The organism is Photobacterium sp. TLY01, assembly GCF_021432065.1.
GTDB lineage: Bacteria > Pseudomonadota > Gammaproteobacteria > Enterobacterales > Vibrionaceae > Photobacterium > Photobacterium halotolerans_A.
In genome coordinates, this window is record NZ_CP090364.1 from 2,732,697 (window position 1) to 2,755,604 (window position 22,908).

General features: G+C 52.2%; 20 protein-coding genes and 1 other annotated feature. Of the genes, 7 read left to right on the forward strand and 13 right to left on the reverse strand.

Annotated elements, in window-relative coordinates; translation table 11 throughout:
* Positions 1-58 precede the first annotated feature (58 nt).
* Together LN341_RS12755 and srmB are read left to right on the forward strand one after the other, a co-directional pair.
* Entirely contained in the window at positions 59-802 is a 744-nt protein-coding gene (locus tag LN341_RS12755; protein ID WP_234203493.1) for a tRNA1(Val) (adenine(37)-N6)-methyltransferase, read from the forward strand.
* A 161-nt stretch (positions 803-963) separates the two neighbouring features.
* Positions 964-2,211, forward strand: coding sequence for an ATP-dependent RNA helicase SrmB (gene srmB / locus LN341_RS12760; RefSeq protein WP_234203494.1), 1,248 nt, complete (start codon positions 964-966; stop codon positions 2,209-2,211).
* Between the two features lie 83 nt (positions 2,212-2,294).
* On the opposite strand, the gene yaaA is transcribed toward srmB, so the two are convergent.
* On the reverse strand, positions 2,295-3,068 hold the full coding sequence (gene yaaA, locus LN341_RS12765; protein WP_234203495.1) for a peroxide stress protein YaaA: 774 nt from the start codon (positions 3,066-3,068) through the stop codon (positions 2,295-2,297).
* A gap of 104 nt (positions 3,069-3,172) precedes the next feature.
* On the reverse strand, positions 3,173-4,603 hold the full coding sequence (locus LN341_RS12770) for a sodium:alanine symporter family protein (RefSeq protein ID WP_046219027.1): 1,431 nt from the start codon (positions 4,601-4,603) through the stop codon (positions 3,173-3,175).
* A gap of 427 nt (positions 4,604-5,030) precedes the next feature.
* Between LN341_RS12770 and LN341_RS12775 the strand changes: the two genes are divergently transcribed.
* Positions 5,031-5,210 carry a DUF3545 family protein gene (locus tag LN341_RS12775; RefSeq protein ID WP_027253123.1) on the forward strand — a complete coding sequence of 60 codons (180 nt, stop codon included), beginning with the start codon at positions 5,031-5,033 and terminating at the stop codon, positions 5,208-5,210.
* A gap of 95 nt (positions 5,211-5,305) precedes the next feature.
* Here the strand turns inward: LN341_RS12775 and LN341_RS12780 are convergent, their stop codons facing one another.
* Together LN341_RS12780 and ung are read right to left on the reverse strand one after the other, a co-directional pair.
* Positions 5,306-5,845: a hemerythrin domain-containing protein gene (locus tag LN341_RS12780; protein ID WP_234203496.1), complete on the reverse strand. Its 540-nt coding sequence runs from the start codon at positions 5,843-5,845 to the stop codon at positions 5,306-5,308.
* A gap of 80 nt (positions 5,846-5,925) precedes the next feature.
* The gene (gene ung, locus LN341_RS12785; protein WP_234203497.1) at positions 5,926-6,627 is read right to left on the reverse strand and encodes a uracil-DNA glycosylase; all 702 of its coding nucleotides are present in this window, start codon (positions 6,625-6,627) and stop codon (positions 5,926-5,928) included.
* 542 nt (positions 6,628-7,169) lie between these two features.
* On the opposite strand from ung, the gene grcA reads away from it, so the two are divergent.
* Complete coding sequence (gene grcA / locus LN341_RS12790; RefSeq protein ID WP_234203498.1) at positions 7,170-7,547, forward strand: autonomous glycyl radical cofactor GrcA; 378 nt, start codon at positions 7,170-7,172, stop codon at positions 7,545-7,547.
* A 69-nt stretch (positions 7,548-7,616) separates the two neighbouring features.
* Here the strand turns inward: grcA and LN341_RS12795 are convergent, their stop codons facing one another.
* From LN341_RS12795 to thrA, 5 genes are all read right to left on the reverse strand, one after another.
* Positions 7,617-7,958, reverse strand: coding sequence for a zinc ribbon domain-containing protein YjdM (locus LN341_RS12795; RefSeq protein ID WP_046219031.1), 342 nt, complete (start codon positions 7,956-7,958; stop codon positions 7,617-7,619).
* 214 nt (positions 7,959-8,172) lie between these two features.
* The gene (locus tag LN341_RS12800) at positions 8,173-8,346 is read right to left on the reverse strand and encodes a ribbon-helix-helix protein, CopG family (RefSeq protein WP_046219032.1); all 174 of its coding nucleotides are present in this window, start codon (positions 8,344-8,346) and stop codon (positions 8,173-8,175) included.
* 118 nt (positions 8,347-8,464) lie between these two features.
* Entirely contained in the window at positions 8,465-9,754 is a 1,290-nt protein-coding gene (gene thrC / locus LN341_RS12805; RefSeq protein WP_234203499.1) for a threonine synthase, read from the reverse strand.
* 2 nt (positions 9,755-9,756) lie between these two features.
* Positions 9,757-10,713, reverse strand: a complete 957-nt coding sequence (gene thrB, locus LN341_RS12810) for a homoserine kinase (RefSeq protein WP_046219034.1) — start codon at positions 10,711-10,713, stop codon at positions 9,757-9,759.
* A 2-nt stretch (positions 10,714-10,715) separates the two neighbouring features.
* Positions 10,716-13,175 carry a bifunctional aspartate kinase/homoserine dehydrogenase I gene (gene thrA / locus LN341_RS12815; protein ID WP_234203500.1) on the reverse strand — a complete coding sequence of 820 codons (2,460 nt, stop codon included), beginning with the start codon at positions 13,173-13,175 and terminating at the stop codon, positions 10,716-10,718.
* A gap of 102 nt (positions 13,176-13,277) precedes the next feature.
* Positions 13,278-13,393 (reverse strand) — a sequence feature (Thr leader region).
* A 403-nt stretch (positions 13,394-13,796) separates the two neighbouring features.
* On the opposite strand from thrA, the gene aceK reads away from it, so the two are divergent.
* Both aceK and LN341_RS12825 read left to right on the forward strand, forming a co-directional pair.
* A complete protein-coding gene (gene aceK / locus LN341_RS12820; RefSeq protein ID WP_234203501.1) occupies positions 13,797-15,527 on the forward strand; it encodes a bifunctional isocitrate dehydrogenase kinase/phosphatase in 1,731 nt (576 codons plus the stop codon).
* Positions 15,528-15,654: 127 nt separating this feature from the next.
* Positions 15,655-16,113 carry a hypothetical protein gene (locus LN341_RS12825; protein ID WP_046219036.1) on the forward strand — a complete coding sequence of 153 codons (459 nt, stop codon included), beginning with the start codon at positions 15,655-15,657 and terminating at the stop codon, positions 16,111-16,113.
* Positions 16,114-16,131: 18 nt separating this feature from the next.
* Here LN341_RS12825 and LN341_RS12830 read toward each other — a convergent pair whose 3' ends face one another.
* Complete coding sequence (locus LN341_RS12830) at positions 16,132-16,623, reverse strand: putative 4-hydroxy-4-methyl-2-oxoglutarate aldolase (RefSeq protein WP_046219037.1); 492 nt, start codon at positions 16,621-16,623, stop codon at positions 16,132-16,134.
* An 11-nt stretch (positions 16,624-16,634) separates the two neighbouring features.
* Entirely contained in the window at positions 16,635-17,111 is a 477-nt protein-coding gene (locus LN341_RS12835; protein WP_234203502.1) for a DUF3293 domain-containing protein, read from the reverse strand.
* A 421-nt stretch (positions 17,112-17,532) separates the two neighbouring features.
* On the opposite strand from LN341_RS12835, the gene arcA reads away from it, so the two are divergent.
* Positions 17,533-18,252 (forward strand): two-component system response regulator ArcA, encoded by a 720-nt coding sequence (arcA, locus tag LN341_RS12840; RefSeq protein ID WP_046219038.1) that lies wholly within the window; start codon positions 17,533-17,535, stop codon positions 18,250-18,252.
* 75 nt (positions 18,253-18,327) lie between these two features.
* Here arcA and arcB read toward each other — a convergent pair whose 3' ends face one another.
* Entirely contained in the window at positions 18,328-20,688 is a 2,361-nt protein-coding gene (gene arcB, locus LN341_RS12845; protein WP_046219039.1) for an aerobic respiration two-component sensor histidine kinase ArcB, read from the reverse strand.
* 40 nt (positions 20,689-20,728) lie between these two features.
* Positions 20,729-22,537 (reverse strand): diguanylate cyclase, encoded by a 1,809-nt coding sequence (locus tag LN341_RS12850; RefSeq protein WP_052729856.1) that lies wholly within the window; start codon positions 22,535-22,537, stop codon positions 20,729-20,731.
* Positions 22,538-22,908: the final 371 nt, after the last annotated feature.

Consider the following 22,908-nt stretch of genomic DNA (forward strand, 5'->3'; position numbering starts at 1 on the left):
AATAACCGCTATAATAGCGGACTGATTTTACCCGGCTGCCTTTTTGGACATTCTTTCGATGAATAAAGGTTTTACGTTTAAACAGTTTCATGTCGACGACCACGGATGTGGCATGCCCGTCAGCACAGATGGTGTGTTGTTAGGCGCATGGGCCAGCGTGTCAAGCTGCCGTGACAGTCAGGCTGATAACAATGGCCCGACCATACTCGACATTGGCTGCGGCAGCGGTTTGCTGTCGTTAATGGCAGCGCAGCGCACGCAATCCGGCCCTGCGGAGATTCTGGCGCTGGATATTGACCCGGCCGCCGTGGCTGCGGCTGGCAAGAATTTCTCGGCCTCACCCTGGTCTGCGCGATTGCAAGCCGACAAGCAAGATATTCGCGAATGGACCCGTGCTCAGTCCAAAGGCCGCTTCCAGACCATTTTATGCAATCCGCCCTACTTCAACCATGGTGAACAGGCCAGTTGCCAGCGACGGGCCACCGCGCGGCATACCGACACTTTGCCCCACAAAGAGTTGCTCAGCTGCCTGCAATCCCTGCTGGCACCGACCGGACAGGCCAGCCTGATCCTGCCGGTCTACGAGGGGGAAGCACTCCTGGCCATGCTGGCTGACGATGATTTGTATTGCCGCCGGCTGTGCCGGGTGAAAAGCACCGCCGCCAAACCGGTTCACCGTCTGCTGATGGCGCTTTCCCCTCAGGCTGGTGAGTGTGACGAAACATCCCTGACCATCCATCAGCATGGCCAGTACTCGGCTGAGTTTGTTGCCCTGACACAAGACTTTTACCTTAAGCTCTGATCCGGTCAGCGAGCGGCAGGGATAATCCAAGTTTTTGTGCTTTAATCGGTGATACTTGCATCAAATCACACTATAATGCCGCCCCTTAACTGAATCACAGCAGCAAACTGCCCATCGACACGCGACTTTCAGGGGCAGCCCGCTACTTAGGAGTAAGACTGGTGAGAGATTTTTCCGAATTAGAGTTAGATGGCGCTCTGCTACAAGCGATTGAAGATATGGGATACTCCCGTCCAACCGTTGTGCAGTCTGAGGCTATCCCTCATGCCCTGGATGGCCGTGACGTACTGGCTTCCGCACCAACGGGTACCGGAAAAACAGCCGCCTTTGTCTTGCCCATGATCCAGCACCTGCTTGATTTTCCGCGCCGTAAACCCGGCCCGGCCCGGGTGCTGATTCTGACCCCAACCCGTGAACTGGCGATTCAGGTCGCGGATCAAGCCAAAGCCCTGGCCGCCCATACGGATCTGAAAATCTTCACCATCACAGGCGGTATCTCTTACGACGAACACGCTGAGTACCTGGGCAAAACCCAAGACATCGTGGTTGCCACACCAGGCCGTCTGATGGAATACATTGAAGGCGAGAAATTCGATTGCCGTGCCATCGAATGCCTGATCCTGGACGAAGCAGACCGCATGCTCGACATGGGTTTCGGAGCGGTGGTGAAACGCCTGCATGAAGAGTGCCGCTGGCGCCGTCAGAGCTTGCTGTTCTCTGCCACTCTGGAAGGCAAAGGGGTGCGTGAGTTCTCCCAGACTATTTTAAATGAACCGGTTGAAGTCAACGCTGAGCCACCGCGCCGTGAGCGCAAAAAGATCCATCAGGTCTACCACCGCTGTGACGATATGGCACACAAAATGGCGTTGCTGCAAAATATCCTCAGCGATCAAGCCGAGCGCAGTATCATTTTTGTCAAAACCCGCGAGCGACTGGCCGAGCTGCGGGATCAACTGGCAGCGCTGAAAATTGCCTGCGTGTGGATCCAGGGTGAAATGGCGCAAGCCACCCGCAATAATGCCATCCGTCGTTTCCGCGAAGGCGAAACCAATATACTGATCGCCACTGATGTCGCGGCACGGGGGATTGACCTGCCGGACGTCAGCCACGTGATTAACTTTGACATGCCGCGCACGGCCGATGTGTATCTGCACCGGATTGGCCGTACAGCCCGTGCCGGTAAGAAAGGCACAGCCATCTCGCTGGTGGAAGCCCATGATCAGGGCATGATCGAGCGTGTCAGCCGGTATATGAAAGAAGAGATCCCGGAGCGCTTTATCGAAGGTCTGCGTCCGAAACACAAAAAGCCGGTTACAGTGAAGAAAAAGAAAAAAACCAAAGACGGCAAGAAGAAAGACGCCAAGAAGAAAAAATCCGTCAAGAAAAAGGCCGCGACCAAGTCATCTTAGTCGCGCAGCTGATGCCAAAAGCAAAGGGCCGGAGACAATCTCCGGCCCTTTTTCTTTTTAGTCTGTGGCAAACGCTCAGGTTTTTACTGCTCTTCGCGCTTAAATACCAGCTCGGCGGCCGTCGATTCTTCAGGTGCGAAGTAATAGCCTGCCACATCAAATTGTTTCAGTTGCTCGACTGACGTCAGGCGATTCTCAATGATATAACGCGCCATCATGCCACGGGCTTTCTTGGCGTAGAAACTGATCACCTTGTACTGACCGTTTTTGCAGTCTTTGAACACAGGGGTGATCACTTTACCTTTCAGCGATTTTGGCTTCACGGCTTTGAAGTATTCATTCGAGGCCAGATTAATCAGGAGGTCATCACCCTGCGCGGCAAGTGCGGCATTGAGTTTGTCGGTGATGATGCTGCCCCAGAACTGATACAGGTTGGTACCGCGGCCGTTCGCCAGCTTAGTGCCCATTTCCAGACGGTAGGGTTGCATCAGATCCAGCGGCCGTAACAAACCATACAAACCGGACAACATACGCAGGTGCTGCTGGGCAAAAGCAAAATCATCCTCGCTCAGGCTGTCAGCTTCCAGGCCGGTGTATACATCTCCTTTAAAGGCCAAAATGGCCTGACGGGCGTTTTCCGGGGTAAAATCCGGCTGCCAGTCGGCAAAACGGGCCGCATTGAGTCCGGCGATTTTATCACTGACCTTCATCAGGCTTGCAATATCCATCGGCGTCAGCTGACGACAAACCTCAATCAGTTCCATTGAGTGATCAGTCAGCTCAGGCAAAGTATAAGTCTTTGTGGCCAGTGGAGATTCATAATCCAGAGTTTTAGCAGGGGAAACCACTATCAGCATGTTTTGATGTCCTGTAAGCGTGTCTGTCGGCAAGATTACCATTTCGGCATCAAAAAACCACGTACAACGCGCGTGGTTATCGCTTTCTTTGCCATAGGTGCCGCCTATCGTTCTGAGCGGCTGGTCCAGATATCCTCATCCAGCTGAGCATGTAATTCCGGGTACTGGGCGCTGTCAAACGTCGGCACCTTACCCTGCGCTAATTGCGCGTTATAGTCTTTCGCCAGTTTCACCACAGTGCCCGACAACAGCAAAATGGCGATCAGGTTGATAATGGCCATCATCCCCATCGAGACATCCGCCATCGCCCATACCGTTGGCAATTCTGCCAGCGCACCGAACATCACCATGCCCAGTACCACGGCGCGAAAAAGCAGCAACCCGGCTTTGTGGTTGTGCTCCAGAAAAATCAGGTTGGTTTCCGCATACGAGTAATTGGCCACCAGCGAGGTAAAGGCAAACAGGAAGATCGCGATGGCAATGAAGATCCCGCCCCAGTCACCCACCTGGGAAGCCAGCGCCCGCTGCGTCAGCTCTATACCGGTGACTTCACCATGCGGCACATACTCACCGGAGACCAGAATAATGGCGACTGTGGCCGAGCAGATCACGATCGTATCGGTAAAGACCCCCAGCATCTGTACATAGCCTTGCGACGCCGGATGCGGCGGGTACGGCGTGGCCGATGCCGCGGCATTGGGCGCCGATCCCATGCCCGCTTCGTTCGAAAACAGCCCGCGCTTGAGGCCATTGATCATGCCTTGAGCGATGGTATAGCCCAGAGCGCCCGAGGCCGCCTCTTCCAGACCAAAGGCACTGCGGAAAATCAGGGCGATCACCGAAGGGACCTGTTCGATATTCATCGCCACTACCACCAGTGCCAGCAGCAGATAACAAATCGCCATCACAGGCACCAGAATTTCTGCGGTGCGGGCAATGGTGCGCATGCCACCAAAGATGATAAAGCCGGTCAGCGCCACCAGCACCATGCCCACCACCACAGGTTGCCAGCCAAAGGCCACATTCATGGCTTTGGCAATGGAGTTCGCCTGAACCGCATTGAACACCAGACCGAAGGCAATGATCAGAAAAATGGAGAACACTACGCCCATCCAGCGCATGCCCAGTCCTTTTTCCATGTAGTACGCCGGGCCGCCGCGGTAGTTACCGTCATCATCCCGGGTCTTATACAACTGGGCCAGCGCACTTTCCGCAAAGGCCGTCGCCATCCCTAGCATGGCAATCAGCCACATCCAGAAAATCGCGCCCGGACCGCCTAAGGTGAGCGCCACCGCAACGCCGGCCATGTTGCCGGTCCCGACCCGGGCAGCCAGACTGGTGCACAATGCCTGAAAAGAAGAGATGCCAGCCGCATCCGACTTGCGACTGTTTTTCATCACCTTAAACATGTGACCAAAATGCCGGAACTGAATAAAACCCAGCAAGTAGGTAAAATAGATCCCAACACCGACCAGCAGGTAAATCAATACAGATCCCCACAGCAGGTCATTGAGAAAATTTATCTGACTTGTCACACCAACCCCTTCCCTTGCTCAAAGGTATCTTTGCCCGGCACGTTTTTACCCTGCCGCTTCATTCAAGTGTCATTCATCTGTCAGCGCAGACTGATATAAAACCAGCACAACATCTGAACTGCCGCGCATTGTTCGGTTTGCTGATCGCTGCCTCTTGTGTGACCGACTGCCGAAAACATGAGCGATGATGCGGAGTTAGTCGCTAAAAATCAACGCGCACTGAGCAGAAATGAGCAGTGGGTTACTTTCTTGTCAACTGGACAAACCATTGAAATCAGCAATGAACCCTGAACTAATTTCACAAATAAATAACAAATGCGAAATAGTTCAATTTTATTCTATGCCGTATTGTGATATTTAACTGATGATCAAAGGGGCAAGATGCCCCTGCTCTGAGCAATACTCAGGATGGTAAAAGAGGTGCAATATGGATAGCTTTGGATTCGACAACATGCTTGAAAGCGATTTTCCTCGTCGCAATGCACGCAGTAAACCTGTGAAACGCAAGTGGCGGGAAATTGAAGCACTGAAAGATAAGCAAAAACTGAAAAAGGAACTTCAGGACATTGATATCTTACATGAGTTTACCGATGAGGTAGATTTGTAATCTGGGTTTTGCACGACCATGACTAGGTTAAGGCTAGTCTCAAACGACCAACACCGGCACTCAGGCCGGTGCTGTTTTTTTGTGGCCTGCAGATGTTAATGCTCTGGCTCCAGCCGGTTTGCCAGCTCCCGGTACTGCGCTGACACCTCTTTGCCGAACAAAGGATCGCACAGGCAATCCTGATACTCTTCGTCAACGGCCGCCCAGTCCTGAGCGGTAAAATGCCGGCGAATCACAGGGAACACCCTCTTCTCTTCAGTTTCCAGGTGCTGGCGCTGACGATTCACAAAAGCGTTGAGCTTATCCGCAAACACATCCAGCGGGATGACGGCATCCATCAGTATCATATCGACGGTTTCCGCAAAATCCGCGGTCAGCTTGGCCAGTTCGATGTGCTCCGCCTCCAGATCCAAGATATCCTGCTCTTCCCCGTAGTGCCTGAGGAAGTAGTGGTAGATAACATCTTCTTTCGGATGGTGGCAGTGCTCAGCCTGGTTCTGCAGATAGGTCACGATGTCGCGAATCAGCTGATAATTCACTTCATGACCCTCTCTGATCGCTTTTAATTTTGTGCCTAACAGTTTAAGCAACCGGTTGATATAACCATGTTCGGTGTGAATACTGTCCAATAGCATTTCGACCTCCCGGACATTAACATCCCAGCTTTAAGTGTAAACCGGGATAGCGAATTCTGTTTGATCCAGGTTAAGTTACCTTACATTTGTTCGGGTAATTGCCAGTCAATCTCACTTTTATGGCGTTGTCGCAACCATTTGTTTGCCTGAGAAAAATGGCGGCAGCCAAAAAAGCCGCGATAGGCAGACAAAGGTGACGGATGCGCCGCTTCCAGCACGCAGTGTCTGTCCCGGTCGATCTGTTTCCCTTTCTTCTGAGCGTGCGCGCCCCACAGCAGGAACACCAGGCCATCTCTGTGCTGATTCAGACTGGCAATGGCCCGGTCGGTAAACTTTTCCCAGCCATATTTACTGTGCGAGTGCGCTTTGCCCTGCTCAACCGTCAGCACGGTATTGAGCAGCAGTACGCCCTGCTCAGCCCAGGGTTGTAAGCAGCCATGAGCGGGAATACGAAATCCGTCGATATCCGTGGCCAGCTCTTTATACATATTGGCGAGAGACGGGGGAACTTTGACTCCGGGTTGCACCGAGAAGCTGAGCCCGTGGGCCTGATCAGGGCCGTGATAAGGATCCTGACCCAGAATCACGACCTTGACCTGATCAAAAGGGGTGACCTCAAAAGCACGAAATACATCGGCTTGAGCAGGAAAGATCACTTTGCCAGCCAGCCTTTCTGCGGCAACCTGTGCCTCTGCCTGCTGAAAGTAGGCTTGCTGTCGTTCCTGTTCCAGCAACTGTGTCCAGTCGAAAAGCGTTGAAGATGGGGACTCTGAAACAGACATGTCGGCTCCTGCGGGTGAAATCAAGGTAAGCCGACATTCTGCCTGTCTGATCATGTCATCGCAACGATAACAGGTATCACTTGGGTCGGGACATTGGACCAACAGGGGTACGCCAGTGACCGCGTCCCTGGATAGGACGATTGGCCTGAGGAAGACGTGAGCCGCTTACTGCGCTCATTCTGGGGGCTGGCATCGCACTCGCTTTCATAGTTATTGCCTCATCATTGAAGGTTCAGTCTGTTTAATGAAAGATCAATGCCAACTTTGTCAGTTTGTTCACTGACCTTTTCTCACAGTGATTTAGCGGCATCTGTAATCCTCAGGCGACCAAAGCGACAATCTGCTTTACGGTGAATGCGCCAGTTGAGCGCATTTTTGCGCACAATTTGTGCAGCATCACGCTCTGGCGCAGGAAGGAAACTTACTTGATACAGATCAAGGGGCCGGATGATCAACACGGTAGGATGAAGATGTCACACAGTGCCTGACGACTTTGTCAGGCACGCTATTGTGCTAATTCTGAACACAACCAAGGAGCTGCCATGATCACCGGCATTCAAATTACCCAAGCGGCCAATCCTCTACTGCTCAATTCAATCTGGCTGCTGGATGCTGCCAGTGGCACAGCACGTTGCCTGTGCGCGATTGACGGCTTTGCGCAAGATCAGGACATCGCCCTGTCTGAACTGGGTCAGTTTGAGTCTCGCGAACTGCCTGTTGAACAGGCGCCGCGTATTGAAGGCGGCCAGCATCTCAACGTCAATGTGCTCAAACGGGAAACCCTGGAAGATGCCGTAGCGCACCCGGAAAAATATCCGCAGCTGACCATTCGAGTGTCTGGCTATGCGGTACGTTTCAACGCACTGACGCCAGAGCAGCAGCGGGATGTCATCGCCCGGACCTTCACCGACACGCTGTAAGGGCTTGCCAGACAAAAAACGCCGCAACCTGTTGGGCTGCGGCGTTTTTCTGTTTGCGACTGACTGAAATCAGGCTTTTTTCACAAACTCAGATTTCAGCATCATGGCGCCGATACCATCAATCTTACAATCGATGTTGTGGTCGCCATCCACCAGGCGATTGATTTTCACTTTGGTGCCGACTTTGGCGACAGACGACGACCCTTTGACCTTGAGATCTTTAATCAAAGTCACGAAATCGCCGTCCTGCAACACAGTGCCATTCGCGTCTTTCACAATCAGTGCATCCGCATCTTCAATCACTTCACCCGGTATCCACTCATGGCCGCACTCAGGGCAGATCAACAGGTTGCTGTCTTCATAAACATAAGACGAATTGCATTCCGGGCAAGGAGGTAAAGTATCACTCATGCTCAACGGTCTCTCTTTATCAACATCTCAACTTAAGGATATTCGCCCAGCGCTGTCCTGCCAGGAAAACTCAAACACAAACATTATAATGTAATTACAATGAAATTATCACAACTATTCTTGTCGCCGGGGATCCCGAAAATGGCTGCGCCAAAAACACAAAACCCCTTTCACAAAGAAAGGGGCTCAGATGTCTGGCACAACCCGGAACGCACTAATCCGATTTCGGTTCATCGAGATAGCTGACATCATGTTTTTCCAGATATTCACGGATCAACTGGCGAACCACCTGAGACGGCGTAATGTCCTGAGCGGCACACAGCTTCTCAAATGCCTGCTTTTTTCGGGGATCCATTAAGACGGTAAAACGGGCCGTTTTGCTTTCCACGTGTGTTTCTCTGCGTCGGTGATGATAATCAAATTATAATCAAATCCGGATTGAGAAGAAACGCCGCCAAACAAAAGAGCCACCCGAAGGTGGCTCAAGACAAGCGGATGTATCTCTATCAATCATCCTGCACTGCGCGCAGAACCGCTTTCAGCTGATCAAAGTCGTTATCCCGCTCTTCAGACAACAGTTCCATCGCACCGTGCTTGGCCAGGGGCGCTGGCAGATCGATCTCTTTTTGCAGGATCTCTTCCACCACTTCTTTAAACTTGGCCGGATGCGCCGTACACAGGAACAAGCCGGTTTCACCTGGCTGCAACTGCTCATTGAGTACCCGGTAGGCAATCGCACCATGCGGCTCGCACAAGTAGCCTGCCGCATCCATCTGACGCAGGGTTTCTGCACTCTGCTCGTCGGTCACTGCGCCATAACCCAACTCGCTCAGGCCCCAACCCTGCTTCTGACACAGTTCTTCAATGCGCGGCCAGTTGTTAGGCTGGCTGACATCCATGGCATTAGAAATGGTCGGAATCGTGGCTTTGGGCTCCCACTGACCGCTTTGCAGATAGCGCGGCACGGTGTCGTTGACGTTGGTTGCGGCAATAAAGCGTTTCACCGGCAGACCCAGCGCTTTGGCCAGCAGGCCAGCAGTCAGGTTACCGAAGTTGCCGCTCGGCACAGACACCACCAGATTGCCGCGGGCGGCTTTCGGCAGTTGCGCCACGGCTTCGAAGTAATAACAGATCTGCGCCATCAGGCGGCTGATGTTAATCGAGTTGGCAGAGTTCAGACCCACTTCCTGACGCAGCTCAGCGTCATCAAACGCCTGCTTGACCAGCGACTGGCAATCATCAAAGGTGCCGTTCACCGCCACGGTGTGAATATTGCCGCCCAGGGTACAGAACAGCTTTTCCTGCAGCGGGCTGATCTTGCCCTTCGGATACAGGATGACGACTTTAATGTTGTCCATCCCGTAGAAGGCGTGTGCCACAGCCGCACCGGTATCTCCTGAGGTCGCGGTCAGAATGGTGATCTTGCCGTTCGAATCAGACACAGCCGCCAGCGACTGCGCCATAAACCGGCCACCGAAGTCTTTGAAGGCCAGCGTTGGGCCGTGGAACAACTCCAGCGCATAAACGCCGTCTTTTACCTGAGCCACAGGCGCCGGGAACTGGAAGGCATTGCTCACCATTTGCTGAACGGTTTCCGTGGCCAGTTCATCACCGATAAAGGCTGACAGAATACGGCTGCTGCGAGTCACAAAATCCTGCTCAAGCAAAGCATCGATGTCGCCTAAATCCGGCAAGCGGTCAGGAAAAAACAGGCCCTGATTACGGCCCAGCCCCTGGCGGACGGCCTGCGCAAAAGACACTTCTTCCTGATGATCTTTCAAGTTATACAACTTCATGATTAATACTCACTTCCTATTTCTGTTGAACCCTGGCTGTCGAGACGACAGACATGGACGAATCCTTCATCATTCTGGACATAATGCTGCTGCAACCAACGGGCAATGCGCTCTGCAACTTCCAGATCATCACAAATACTGAACATGGTTGGTCCTGAACCTGAAATCCCACTGGCCAGCGCACCGGCTTCCAGCGCGTACTGGCGCGCTTGCTTAAAGCCCGGCAGCAAGCCTTCGCGATAGGGTTCTGCCACCACATCTTTAATCATTTTGGCGGCCAGCTGCGGCTGCTGACTGTGGCAGGCATGGATAAAACCGCCCAGATAACGGCCATGGGCAATGATATCCTGCCGACGATACTGGGCCGGCAAAATCGCCCGGGCTTCCGCAGTCGAGACTTTGATCCCCGGATAAGCCATCACCCAGTACCAGTTATCGAAGCTCGGAACGGACTGGCTGATGATCCCCAGCTCTTCCACCATGAACTGCAATCCGCCCAGATAGCAGGGCGCCACGTTATCGTAATGCACACCACCTGAAATCTGGCCTTCCATTTCTCCCATCAACGCCAGCAGTTCTGTCTCTGTCAGCGGGTTATCATGAAAGCGGTTCAGAGCATCGAGAGCAGCGACAATGGAACAGGCGCTGGAACCCAGGCCAGAGCCGATGGGCATATTCTTCGCCAGCGTCATCGACACAGGTTTCAGACTGATATTTTTCTTATCCAGCTCGCGGGCAAACACCTGCCAGCAGTGATAAACGATGTTCTCTTGCGGCTCGGCGGGCAGCTTGGCGACAAAATCACCTTCACAGCGCAGCGAAAAAGGCTCAGTACCTGCGGCTACTGTCACTTTATCCCCCAGCAGGGTGCCATCAACAGGCGACACCGCCGCCCCGAGAACATCAAAACCGACACTGACATTCCCAATCGATGCCGGTGCGTAAACAGTCACACTCATGATTAGACTCCCAGTTTCCAGCCGACGGTACGCATCAGATCTGCGAAAACCCCTGCCGCTGTGACCTCGGTACCGGCACCGTATCCGCGCAGCACCAGAGGAATGGGTTGATAGTAACGGCTGTAGAAGGCCAGCGCATTCTCACCGTCCTTGATTTTAAACATCGGATCATCTTGATCAACGGCCGCCACTTTGACGCTGCACTGACCCTGGTCGATTTCACCGATATAACGCAGCACTTTGCCTTCTGCGGCCGCTTTGGCTGACCATTCACTGAAGTAAGCATCAGCCTGAGGCAAGCGCTGCATGAAGGCCTCGACATCGCCACTTTGATCAAAGCCCGGCGGCAAGGCCGGCTCGACCACCACATCGCTCAGCTCCAGGGCATAACCGGCTTCACGGGCCAGAATCAAGAGTTTGCGCGCCACATCCATGCCGGACAGATCATCACGGGGATCCGGTTCTGTGAAACCGTTATTGCGGGCCACGGTCGTTGCTTCACTCAGGCTCATGCCTTCGTCCAGTTTACCGAAGATGAAAGACAACGAGCCAGACAGAATCCCGGCGAAACGCTCCAGCTCATCCCCGGCAGCCATCAGGTTCTGCAGGTTTTCGATCACAGGCAGGCCGGCACCGACAGTGGTGTCATACATGAAACGACGACGCGTCACGCGCGCGGCCTGACGCAGCTGGTGATAATAAGCCATGCTGGCGGTATTGGCTTTCTTGTTCGGGGTAATGACGTGGAAACCGGCGGCCAGGAAGTCGACGTACTGCTCGGCAATGCCTTCATCAGACGTACAGTCAATAATCACAGGGTTGATAATGTGGTGACGCTGCACCAGCTGAATCAGACTTGCCAGATTAAAGCCCTCTGCCGCCTGACCCATGGCATCGCGCCAGTTTTCCAGCGCCAGGCCATTGTTGTCTAACAGCATGCCTTTACTGTTCGACAAGCCGCAAACCCGGATCACAATCCCTTTTTCCGCCAGTTTCTCTTGCTGACGATGGATCTGATCCACCAGCTCGCCACCGACACCACCGACACCAACCACAAACACATCCAGGAAGTGTTTACTGTTAAACAGGTTCTCATGGCAGGCTTTCACCGCTTCCGAAACCTTGTTCGCCGGGATCACAGCAGAAATCGCCCTTTCAGAAGAGCCCTGCGCAATCGCGATAATATTAACATTCACTTCAGCCAGCGAAGTGAAGAACTGGGATGCCACACCACGGGAGGTACGCATGCCATCGCCGACCAGGGTCACGATGGCTGAGTCGTCAATGAACTCTACCGGCTCTAACAGCCCTTCTTTCAGCTCCAGCTCGAAATTGTTGCGCAGCGCCTGCTCTGCCGCCTGCTTATCCTCGCTTTCGATACAAAAACTAATGCTGTATTCCGATGAGGACTGAGTGATCAGGACAATCGAGACACCTGACGCCGACATCGCCCCAAAAACCCGGGCCGCCATGCCAACCATGCCTTTCATACCCGGGCCGGACACATTCACCATAGTCAGGTTTTTGAGCGTGGTAATCCCTTTGATTGCCAGCTTGTCTTCACCCGTATCCTGGCCGATCAGTGTTCCGGCACCTTGCGGATTAAAACTGTTTTTGATCAGGCAGGGAATGTGAAATTGCGCAATCGGGGCAATGGTTTTCGGGTGCAGGACCGAAGCACCGAAGTAGGACAGCTCCATCGCTTCCTGGTAGCTGAGCGATTTCAGCAAGCGGGCATCAGGCACCAGACGCGGATCGCAGTTATACACGCCATCGACATCGGTCCAGATTTCACAGCACTCGGCCCGTAAACAAGCCGCCAGCACGGCAGCCGAATAGTCCGAACCGTTTCGGCCCAAGATCACCAGCTCACCTTTCTCATTACCAGCCGTAAAACCCGGCATGATATGGATGTGGCCTTCAGCCAGCGGGTGACGACGGAAGTTGTCGGTTGACAGTTCAATATCAACATGCCCTTCCAGGTAGTCACCCTGCGCCACTAAATAAGCAACCGGATCAATCAGATCCGCTTTGTGTCCCTTCGCTTCCAGCACTGCTTTCATCGCCACAATCGACAGGCGCTCACCTTTACTGATGATGCGCGCGTAGACATTGTCCGGGCACTGTCCCAGCAGTTTCATCCCGTGGACCAGCTGCTTGAGCTGACCCAGCGAACTGGCGAGTTTTGCATCGACTGCCGTACGATCAAACGCAGGCAAATGTTGCGCAATCCCCTCGAACAGGCTGTGAAAGGTGTTTTCCAGATCCGTGAGCTGCAGTTCCGCATCTCCCGTCGCGACTGTGGTATCAATGACAGAAACCAGTTTGTTGGTCACTTTGCCCGGTGCAGACAGCACCACTGAGACGTTACCCTGATGGGCATTACTGGCGATGATATCCGCCGCCCTGAGAAACCGGTCGGCATCCGCTAAAGATGAACCGCCAAACTTAAGCACTCGCATTCCCTACTCCACTTCCGTTAATTTTGACTTGTCGGCAACCGCTTCCTGGCTGTTATTGTTTGCGGCCAGTGAATCTTGCCATTGCATCTGAAAAACCATGGTGAAAAAAAAGCCCGCACTGTGAGGTGCGGGCTTTTTTTTGAAATCTTGCGCGTATCAGCCCGCCCCAACACTGTTTGTGCCGGTAATAATAATGGTGGTGGTGCCGATGAGGTTCAGTGCCATGTTTTTATATGATTACTAATGTTGTGTGCGTGTTGTTACGTTTACCTGATCCCCAGGAGTGAGTCAACACCGACTAGTGATTTATTTTTTACTTTCCCGGAATACAGCGTTTAGCTCTGCAAATTCATTATTCCCGTCAAGAATAGATTCGTCGCATAAAATTAAATGAAATCGCATTTCTGCAATTGCAGTTAACCCATTGACATTGCATAGTAACTCGTAAGGATGCGTTGCCTTCGCTGACCAGCTCAGCAGCAACCAACCGGTTAAAAGCCCAATAATGTTCTGGTTCCGATAGTAAAGCACCCTCAGAGCCAGAGATATCACTCACAGGCCATGCAGGAAGACAGCCTGGGGAATGACAATGATTACAATAATATTTCGGAGGGATCCGGCATGACAGCAGCGATGGAACAGCTTGTTGCACATTCCATACTCCAAGGCTTTGATGCGATGTACGGCCGGTTTCTGGATGTCACCGCCGGCGCCCAGGACAGATTTGAAAATCAGGACTGGTTATCAGTCCACCAGGCCCTGAAACAGCGGATCAACTTTTACGATCATCATGTGGAACTGGTCAGCCGCCAGATCCAGATCATGCTCGGCAGGCAATATGCGAACCGCGAGTTTCTGACCGCCGTCAAATCTTCTTATGAAGATCTGCTGCTGGACTATCCACGCTATGATATTGCAGAAAGTTTCTTTAATTCCGTCTATTGCCGAATTTTCGAGCACCGCGATATCAACCGCGACAAACTGTTTGTGCACAGCTCTCAGACCGGGCGCATTGCCCCTTATCCAACCGCTTTGACCCGTTTATACCAGTCAGAAAATGGACCGCACTATCTGTTTGAACGCATGATGGATGAGACCCCATTCACACTGAGCTGGGAAGACAAAAGCCGGGATATTGGGCTGATCGTCGCCAGACTTGAGGATGAATTTGGCGCGCCAGCCATGCAAAAAGCGCGGCTTGAGCTGATCAAAGAACCCTTTTACCGCAATAAAGCCGCTTACCTGATTGGCCGGCTGTTGCTGGAAAACAACACCCAGATCCCCCTGGTGTTACCTGTGCTGACCACAGAGAATCGCCAGTTGTATGTGGATGCCTGCCTGTGCCATGTCGATGATGTCAGCATCGTCTTTGGCTTTGCGCGTTCCTACTTCATGGTGTACGCCCCGGCACCCGCCGCACTGGTCCGTTTTCTCAGTGAGTTGTTACCGAACAAAACTCATGCCGAACTCTATACCGCCATCGGATGCCAGAAGCACGGCAAAACAGAGTTGTACCGGGAATTTCTCCATCATCTTGAACATTCCGATGACAAGTTCGAACTGGCGCCGGGGATTAAAGGCATGGTGATGAGCGTCTTTACCCTGCCATCCTATGGTTTTGTTTTTAAAGTGATCAAAGACAAGTTCGCGCCTCAGAAGGAAATGAACCGGGCCACGGTCAAAGAGAAATACCAGCTGGTAAAAGAACATGACAGAGTCGGCCGGATGGCCGATACCCAGGAATACCGTAATTTCAGTTTTGACCGCAGCCGGTTCAGCGATACGTTGTTAGAGGAACTCAAGCGTGAGGCGCCGTCGAGCCTGATCGTGACGGACAAAGAAATCATGATCAAACATCTCTACATTGAACGTCGGATGATCCCTTTCAACCTCTATATCGAACAAGCCAATGATGAGGATCTGCGCCACGCCGTGGATGAATACGGCAAAGCCATCAAACAACTGGCGGCCGCCAATATCTTCCCGGGTGACATGCTGTTTAAAAACTTCGGGGTGACCCGTCATAAACGTGTGGTTTTCTATGATTATGATGAAATCAGCTACATGACCGAAATCAACTTCCGCCGCATTCCGCCGCCCCGGTTCCCGGAAGATGAACTGTCGGCTGAACCCTGGTACAGCGTGGGCACCAATGATGTCTTCCCGGAAGAATTCCGGACTTTCCTGCTGATCAATCCCAAAGTGCGGCAATTGTTCGATGAGCTGCACAGCGATCTGTTTGATCCTGGCTACTGGCAACACTTGCAGTCCAATATCCAGCAGGGCCAGTTTGAAGATGTTTTTCCATATAAAGAAAAACACCGGCTCATCAGAGCACAAAATCACTCGTAGTTTGATCTTTGCCGCAATCTGACATGAAAATCAGTAATCTGGGATGAAACACACACTGGGTGACATATTTCTGACCTAGGATTAACGGATACTGAAATGGATATTGGATTCACAGGGATGGCTGAGGATGAAACACGGGTGGTTATTGCTTTTGATCTGTCTGGCCTGGCCGGCACTGGCCACTGAGACGGTGCCGGTTACTGAGCCTGTTTCAGTGTCAGCGACGGCAGGGTGGTTTCTGAATTCTCAGTCACGCAGCGCCGAACAGTTTGACCTCTGGCAGATAGACAGCGGTTATGCCTACGCCCTCACCCAGTCTACCCAAGTGTATGTCAGTACCCGCCTGAAAAGCGGTAACCAGCAGCAGGCGGCAACACGCGGCTTGTTATCGGGCGTACAGTACAACTTCAGCCCAAAAATCAGCCTGCGCAGTGCAGTAACGTCTGAGCGAGTGGAAGAAGACACCCGGCTGGGTGTGGAACTGAGCAGTCAATACGAGCTGAATGAAAAAGTAAACCTGCATGCCACCATGGATTATGAAGCGTTAGAGCAGGTTTATCAGCTCGGAATTGGCTTTCGGTTTTAGACCTGCTGAATACGAGATTCAGAATACGGATAAATCCAGCGGCTCTTTACTCAGCAAGATCCCATTGGGATCGGCATATAGAATATCCCCCGGGTACACCAGTGTATGTGCGACGGTCAGGGTAACATTTATGTCGCCGGTCTGACGTTTTTCGGTTTTAAACGGGCATGCACTGATGGCTTTCACCCCCAGCGCCATCTCGCTCAGCGCGACGACATCGCGCACCGCACCGTTCACCACGATACCTTCCCATTGATTTTTAATCGCCAGCAGAGCCAGCTGATCGCCCAGCAAGGCTTTATTTAACGAGCCATGGCCATCGATCACCAGCACCTTGCCGGTACCGTCTTCATTGAGAATATCCCGCACCAGGCTGTTATCTTCGAAACAGCGCAGTGTGACCACTTCACCATAAAACACAGATTTCCCACCAAAGTCGCGATGTGCCAGTGGCAACCAACGTACTTCATCCTCGTAGTGATCACACAAATCCGGCAGTAGATCTTTCATCGTATAACTCCTTACTCTAATCCTTGAATATGAAGATAAGCAGGCCATTTCCCGAGCGCGGTCTGAGAAAAACCCTGATTTCCCAGCAGAACGGGCACTAAGTACAATTGCTGTTTGGATACCCAATAAATCGCATTTTGCCGCCACCGGGCGGCCAGCGCACAGGCCTGACTCAACCCGGTACACACCGCCAGACTTGGTTCATGCCAGCGCCCGTCCGGCGCACTGCAATCAAGCCTCAGATAAGCATACCCCAAGGCGGACACTTCAGCTTCCAGTCCCTGCTGTCGCTGACGATTTTCCTTACAACTGAGCACAATACTTTCAGGATTAAACGCGGTTAAAATAGCGAAGTTTGAATAGCCTGGTGGCTCAGACGCACGGAACATGATCTGCTGATAACTGAGCCAAGTTGCTTGCCGGACATGCTGTGCTGCATTGACGTCTTGCACAGGGTCATCCTTGGTATGACGGCCATCTGTCGGCATGTGTCTGATCCTCCAGCTTTGTCAACTCATGTAACTGTTGTCTTTAACAGCCTTTTTTCATTGCTGAAACAACAGATAGTTTGAGCTATAACAATAAGATAGTGTCCCCGATTCGCTAGTATGGCACGGTAAAATCAAAAAAACTGAGCGCAATACAATAAAATCATATTGTTAGTACGCTGTTAAATGCATACAATCGTCTGCATCCAAGGGAAATTGTAGCCAGTCCCGCAAGTTCGGGTTTTTCAGCAAGTTTGTCCGTTGGGCCGCTGAAAAATGAGGATGGCGTACCAGCAGGTCGTTGAAAAGACAGGTGCAAACTGCAACTGTTCTGTTACTTTGCCTGTAAGCGAATTATTTTTATAGAATTGAAATATTCTCTGTTAGACCAGATTCCGTTTTGAGTAATTAGGTACTGCCAATGCAAACCCCTCACATTCTAATTGTAGAAGACGAGCACGTAACCCGTAACACCCTGAAAAGCATCTTTGAAGCTGAAGGGTATGCGGTTTTAGAAGCCAGCGATGGTGCAGAAATGCACAAAATGCTGTCTGAACATCATGTTCACCTCGTGATCATGGATATCAATCTGCCAGGTAAAAATGGTCTGCTGCTGGCCCGCGAACTCCGTGAGCAAGGCGATATGGCATTGATGTTCCTGACCGGGCGTGACAACGAGGTGGATAAGATCCTTGGACTGGAAATTGGTGCGGATGATTACATCACGAAACCTTTCAATCCGAGAGAACTGACCATTCGTGCCCGTAACCTGCTCACTCGCGCCATGAGTCAGGGCCTGGCTTCAGAAGATCGCCGACTGGTTGAGCGCTATGAGTTCAATGGCTGGTCTCTGGAGCTGAACAGCCGCTCTCTGGTCAGCCCAGACGGCGATCAGTTCAAACTGCCGCGCTCTGAATTTCGTGCGCTGCTGCATTTTTGCGAAAACCCAGGCAAAATCCAGACCCGTGCTGAGTTGCTGAAAAAGATGACTGGCCGCGATCTGAAACCGCATGACCGCACAGTTGACGTTACTATCCGTCGTATTCGTAAGCATTTTGAATCTGTGTCTGATACCCCAGAGATCATCGCCACGATTCACGGTGAAGGGTATCGTTTCTGCGGCGACATCGAAGAAAACTAAAACCAGACACAGCTTGTCCGGTAACGCAAAAAAGCGTCGCAGTTGCGACGCTTTTTTCATGGTTTGCCGTCAGGTTTATTTGCTTTCTTTACTGGCCAACCAGGTTTTCAGCACAGTCAAATCGTCCTGATAACTTGTTTTTATTTCATCGACCCAGTCTTCGATGTTCTCCCACCAGGCCGGCAGTTCCGGCGACTGGGCTTTCTGGGCCACCTGCTGTATCCGCTTCAGACCGATAGAACCCGCGGCGCCCTTGATCTTGTGCGCTTCAAATTGAATGCCGTCCTGATCTTTCGCCGTCATATTCGAATCCAGAATCGCCAGATATTCTGGCATCATTTTTTCGAACATCGCCAGTGAATCATACACAGGTTGCGCACCGACAATATCGACATAGGAGTCCAGCATCTCCAAATCCAGCAGTTGACTCAGCGTATCCTCGCTCAGAGATCTCTCATCAGCCACCACAGGCGCCTGCCCCTCAGTCTGGCCGGTACTCTGCTGGATCAAAGCTTGGATCACCGCGTTGATTGCCTTGACACTGAGCGGCTTGCTGATGGCGTCATCCATGCCCTGTTCCAGATATTCATGCTTGTCTTTAATGACGTTCGCCGTCAGCGCCACCAGCGGCGGCAACTGGCGATAGCGTGCGCGCAGAACTTTGGCAATTTCAAAGCCGGTCATATCCGGTAACTGGATATCCAGCAGCACCAAATCGTACTGATCCGGTGTAAACACCGCCAGTGCTTCATCTCCCCGCATCGCCACTGTGACCTGATGCCCCAAACCTTCCAGCAATGCCTTGGCCACCGTAATGTTCAGCTCAATATCTTCCACCATGAAAATACGCAGCGAGCGCTGTGCGGGTACCGGCAACTCTTCATCTTCCACAATCTGCTCAAGTACAGGGACACAAATGGTCACCGTAAAGGTACTGCCTTCACCAACCTCGGAGCTGACCTCTATGTCCCCGCCCATCATATTCACCAGCTGGCGCGAGACTGCCAGACCAATCCCGGTACCGACAGCATGCAGATTATCCTGTCCCTGTTTGACCTGATAATACATGGCAAACACTTTATCCAGCTCAGACTCAGGAATGCCGATCCCGCTGTCTTCGATCTCAAAGGTAATTTCCGCCTGCTGATTGTCCAGCAGTTCGCTGCTCACAGACAGAATCACCCCACCTTCTTTGGTGAACTTGGTCGCGTTGCTCATCAGGTTCCACAGCACCTGACGCAACCGGGTGCCGTCAACCTGGATATAAGAGGGTAAATCCGTCAGCTGTTCCAGATCGAACCGAAGCCCTTTCTGCTCAGCCATCAGACCGGAAATATTGCCCATCTCTTCAATAAAAGCATCAAAGTCCAGCGGCGCCGGCAACAACTCCAGACGGCGGCGATCCGACTTATCCATATCAATAATGTCATTAAAGATATTGCCCAGCGTGATGGCGCTGACATAAATCGTCCGCATATAACCACGCTGCTGCTCGTTGAGCGGCCCCTCCAGCAGCATCCGGCTCAGTCCAACGATGCCGTTCAGCGGTGTCCGTAGTTCATGGCTGATGGTCGAGATAAAGGCGGTTTTATCCCGGCTGGCTTTCTCCTGGGCTTCCTGATATTGCTTGCGCTCAGTAATGTCACGGCCAAATCCCATCAGACCCAGCCGGCGGCCATCGCGGCTGTAAAAAGGCACTTTACGCAACTCAAAAATGGCTTTGCGGCCGTCGGGGTATTCCAGCCACTGCTCATAGGTCAGCGAGATGTTTTGCGTGAAAACCTGCTGATCGGTTTCAACGATCTTACTCGCCACTTCTTCACTGTATACATCCCAGGGCGTCAGTCCGACCAGCTCTTGTTCTGTTCTGCCGGTTAATTCCGCCATCGCCCGGTTACAGCCGGAAAATTCGTTCTTTTCGTTGCGGTAGTAAATGAGATCCGGCGACGCATCCAGAAACGATTTCAGCAAGGCACTCTGCTCGGCCAGTTCAAGCTGGGCGCTCTCTCGCTGTGCCACCTCATTCTCTAAATCCTGCATCGCAATCCGGCGCTCTTCTTCTGCCTTGATCCGAACTTCGATCTGCTGATTCAGCTCCGTAATGTTATCTTTCAACTGCTTGTTCAGGGTCAGATCCCGCGAGCGCATTTCTTCCAGCTTGGTCACCAGCTTGGACAAGCGCTGACGCGAATCTTCAAGCTGATCCACCACCACAGATAAAAAGTAGACCGCCCAGGGGGTAATCAACAGACCAAAAAATACCGAGCGGACGATATCAATATCCAGCACTTCACCCTGCAGTGCCAGGGTAACCCCCACTTGTACCACAACAGCCAAGGCCACCAGAGCCAAGGCCAGCAGCAGGCTGAAGCGCACGATGCCCAGCTTCACCAACAGGTCGACATAGAACTGCGCCAACATTTTTATTTGTTTCATTGTGATTCCTGCTACAACAAAATGCTGCCCTCAGGCAGCATTAAAATTCATCTGATTCGGCCATCAGGCGGGTGGTATTCCGCCCGTCGGCTTTGGCTTTGTAAAGCGCTTTGTCTGCCATTGCAATCAACTCGCCATAATCCTGATTCGGCATGGGTGTCATGGTCGCCACCCCCAAACTGACCGTCAGGAGGTCACTGATGTCGGAAAAGCCATGCGGAATGGCTTTTTCAGCCAGTTTATTGTGGATTTTCCCTGCCACGGTTTGCCCGCCCGCCAAAGGTGTATTCGGCAGCAGAAAGGCAAACTCCTCACCACCATAACGGGCAACTTCATCGGTTTCCCGCCGGATCACGCTATCGAACACCTGAGCCACTTCCTGCAAGGCATTATCCCCCTGCTGGTGGCCGTAATTATCGTTGTAAGCTTTAAAACTGTCGATATCACAAAGAATTAATGTCAGAGGTTGCTGCTCGCGCATATGGCTGTGCCAGAGCTTACGCAATTGTTCATCGAAACTGCGGCGATTGGCCACTTTTGTCAGGCTGTCGACAAAGCTGAGCTCCTGCAATTCCATAATGGCATCAGCCAGTTGCTGCTCAGCCTGCTTACGCTCTGTCACATCCCGCGCGATCAGCAGCACGCCGGCCGAACCATCGGTCGGATCGCGATACGGAGATTTGACAATTTCATACCAGACCGGCTCACCGGTTTCGAGAATGACATAGGCATCCGTTTTCACGGTCAGGCCGTCTCTCAGCACTTTAATGTCGGTCTGATAAAACTCCTGCAGCATTTCAGGATCAATCACGTTACGGGCGGTCTTGCCAATCAACTCTTTGGCACTAAAGCCCAGCACTTTAGCGAAGGGTTCATTACAGCCAACATAGACACCGTGCTCATTATACAGACCAATCGGATCCTGGCTGGCATTGAGGATCGAATTGAGTAGCGTATTGCGCTGAGCTAGGATCTGCTCTGTCACTTCCCGCTTCTCTATTTCCTGCTTGAGGCTTTCTTGCATCTCATGCCAGTCGGTAACGTCGTGGCTGATGCTCAGGGTACCGATAACCAGGCCTTCTTCGTCTGTCATCACGGTTTTGTTGGTTTCCAGCAACCGGCTGGACCCATCCGGCGCCGTGGTCCAGGTATGGATCACCGGCGTTTCGCCGATGCCGGTCGGATCGCCCTGGATCAGTCCCTCTTCCCGACGGCCGCGCCAGAAACGGTCAAAGGCGGTATTGGTGCCGATGATATTGCCAGCTTTATCCTGAAAATAGACCAGCTCTGACAGTGAGTTCAGGACGCGCTGGAAAACGCGCTGCTCGATCTGAACATATGGGTTCGCCGGACTGGTGGGTGCAACGAAAAACAGCAACCAGGCCGATTGCCAGCGATAACTGAGCAACTGACCGGAAATCAGCACCCGAATCGTTGAATGGCCAAGTTGCAGTGTTTCTTCTACGTTTTCGAACCCCGTACCAGGTTGCAGAGGACGAAGTACATCGGCCATCATCCGCGCGCCAATGCCTTCCGGGTAGTAATAGCGGTTCTCGACTTTACTGACCCCCAGCAGTTCTCGGCAGCTGGCATTGGCATAAAACAGTTCACCATCTTTACTGCGGACAATAGCCGCCGCAATCGGCAGCCTGGAAATCGTGGCATGAAGACGCCGAAAGGCCAGACTACCTAAATGATGGACAATCCAGGCCGCCAATGAAGTGAGAACTGCTACCAACAGAAATGTCATCCCAATGACTGACATGTTCAGCCCTTCTTCCGCTATCCCCCATACCGGTAAAGCGGTACAGGACAGGATAGCCAACGCAACCCTCTTCACTTTCTGCATGCTGTTTTTTCTCCCCGCAGTCTTCCCTGGCGGTTCCCCGTGTCGGCCATCTTGGCTCTGCAATACCAGCCGCCAATTTAACACAGTTGCAAGAAGCTGCTGCATGTCGCGGATTTTTAATATGCCAAAAAGTGATGTTTGACACTCCTGAGCGTCAAGGATTCGACACTGATTGCATTCCACAGGACAGAGTAATCCGCTACCACTGGAGCCAAATCACATTTCATCATGCCAACAACTCAACATGAAATAAAATAACCACAAATTCAACTGAATGTTTTCCATCCAAAAATCCCATCCTGCCGCACCAGTGATTAACAATTCAATAACACATCATAAAAATGAATTTATAGTCATTAAATTAACTAACC

Bases quoted from the DNA above. Each gene is read 5' to 3' on its own strand.
- yaaA (WP_234203495.1), bottom strand. From the start codon at position 3,068: ATGCTGATAGTGGTTTCCCCTGCTAAAACTCTGGATTATGAATCTCCA.
- LN341_RS12795 (WP_046219031.1), bottom strand. From the start codon at position 7,958: ATGAGTGATACTTTACCTCCTTGCCCGGAATGCAATTCGTCTTATGTT.
- LN341_RS12755 (WP_234203493.1), top strand. From the start codon at position 59: ATGAATAAAGGTTTTACGTTTAAACAGTTTCATGTCGACGACCACGGA.
- LN341_RS12850 (WP_052729856.1), bottom strand. From the start codon at position 22,537: ATGCAGAAAGTGAAGAGGGTTGCGTTGGCTATCCTGTCCTGTACCGCT.
- LN341_RS12825 (WP_046219036.1), top strand. From the start codon at position 15,655: ATGAAACACGGGTGGTTATTGCTTTTGATCTGTCTGGCCTGGCCGGCA.
- thrB (WP_046219034.1), bottom strand. From the start codon at position 10,713: ATGAGTGTGACTGTTTACGCACCGGCATCGATTGGGAATGTCAGTGTC.
- LN341_RS12835 (WP_234203502.1), bottom strand. From the start codon at position 17,111: ATGCCGACAGATGGCCGTCATACCAAGGATGACCCTGTGCAAGACGTC.
- grcA (WP_234203498.1), top strand. From the start codon at position 7,170: ATGATCACCGGCATTCAAATTACCCAAGCGGCCAATCCTCTACTGCTC.
- arcB (WP_046219039.1), bottom strand. From the start codon at position 20,688: ATGAAACAAATAAAAATGTTGGCGCAGTTCTATGTCGACCTGTTGGTG.
- aceK (WP_234203501.1), top strand. From the start codon at position 13,797: ATGACAGCAGCGATGGAACAGCTTGTTGCACATTCCATACTCCAAGGC.
- thrA (WP_234203500.1), bottom strand. From the start codon at position 13,175: ATGCGAGTGCTTAAGTTTGGCGGTTCATCTTTAGCGGATGCCGACCGG.
- LN341_RS12775 (WP_027253123.1), top strand. From the start codon at position 5,031: ATGGATAGCTTTGGATTCGACAACATGCTTGAAAGCGATTTTCCTCGT.
- arcA (WP_046219038.1), top strand. From the start codon at position 17,533: ATGCAAACCCCTCACATTCTAATTGTAGAAGACGAGCACGTAACCCGT.
- LN341_RS12830 (WP_046219037.1), bottom strand. From the start codon at position 16,623: ATGAAAGATCTACTGCCGGATTTGTGTGATCACTACGAGGATGAAGTA.
- thrC (WP_234203499.1), bottom strand. From the start codon at position 9,754: ATGAAGTTGTATAACTTGAAAGATCATCAGGAAGAAGTGTCTTTTGCG.
- LN341_RS12780 (WP_234203496.1), bottom strand. From the start codon at position 5,845: ATGCTATTGGACAGTATTCACACCGAACATGGTTATATCAACCGGTTG.
- ung (WP_234203497.1), bottom strand. From the start codon at position 6,627: ATGTCTGTTTCAGAGTCCCCATCTTCAACGCTTTTCGACTGGACACAG.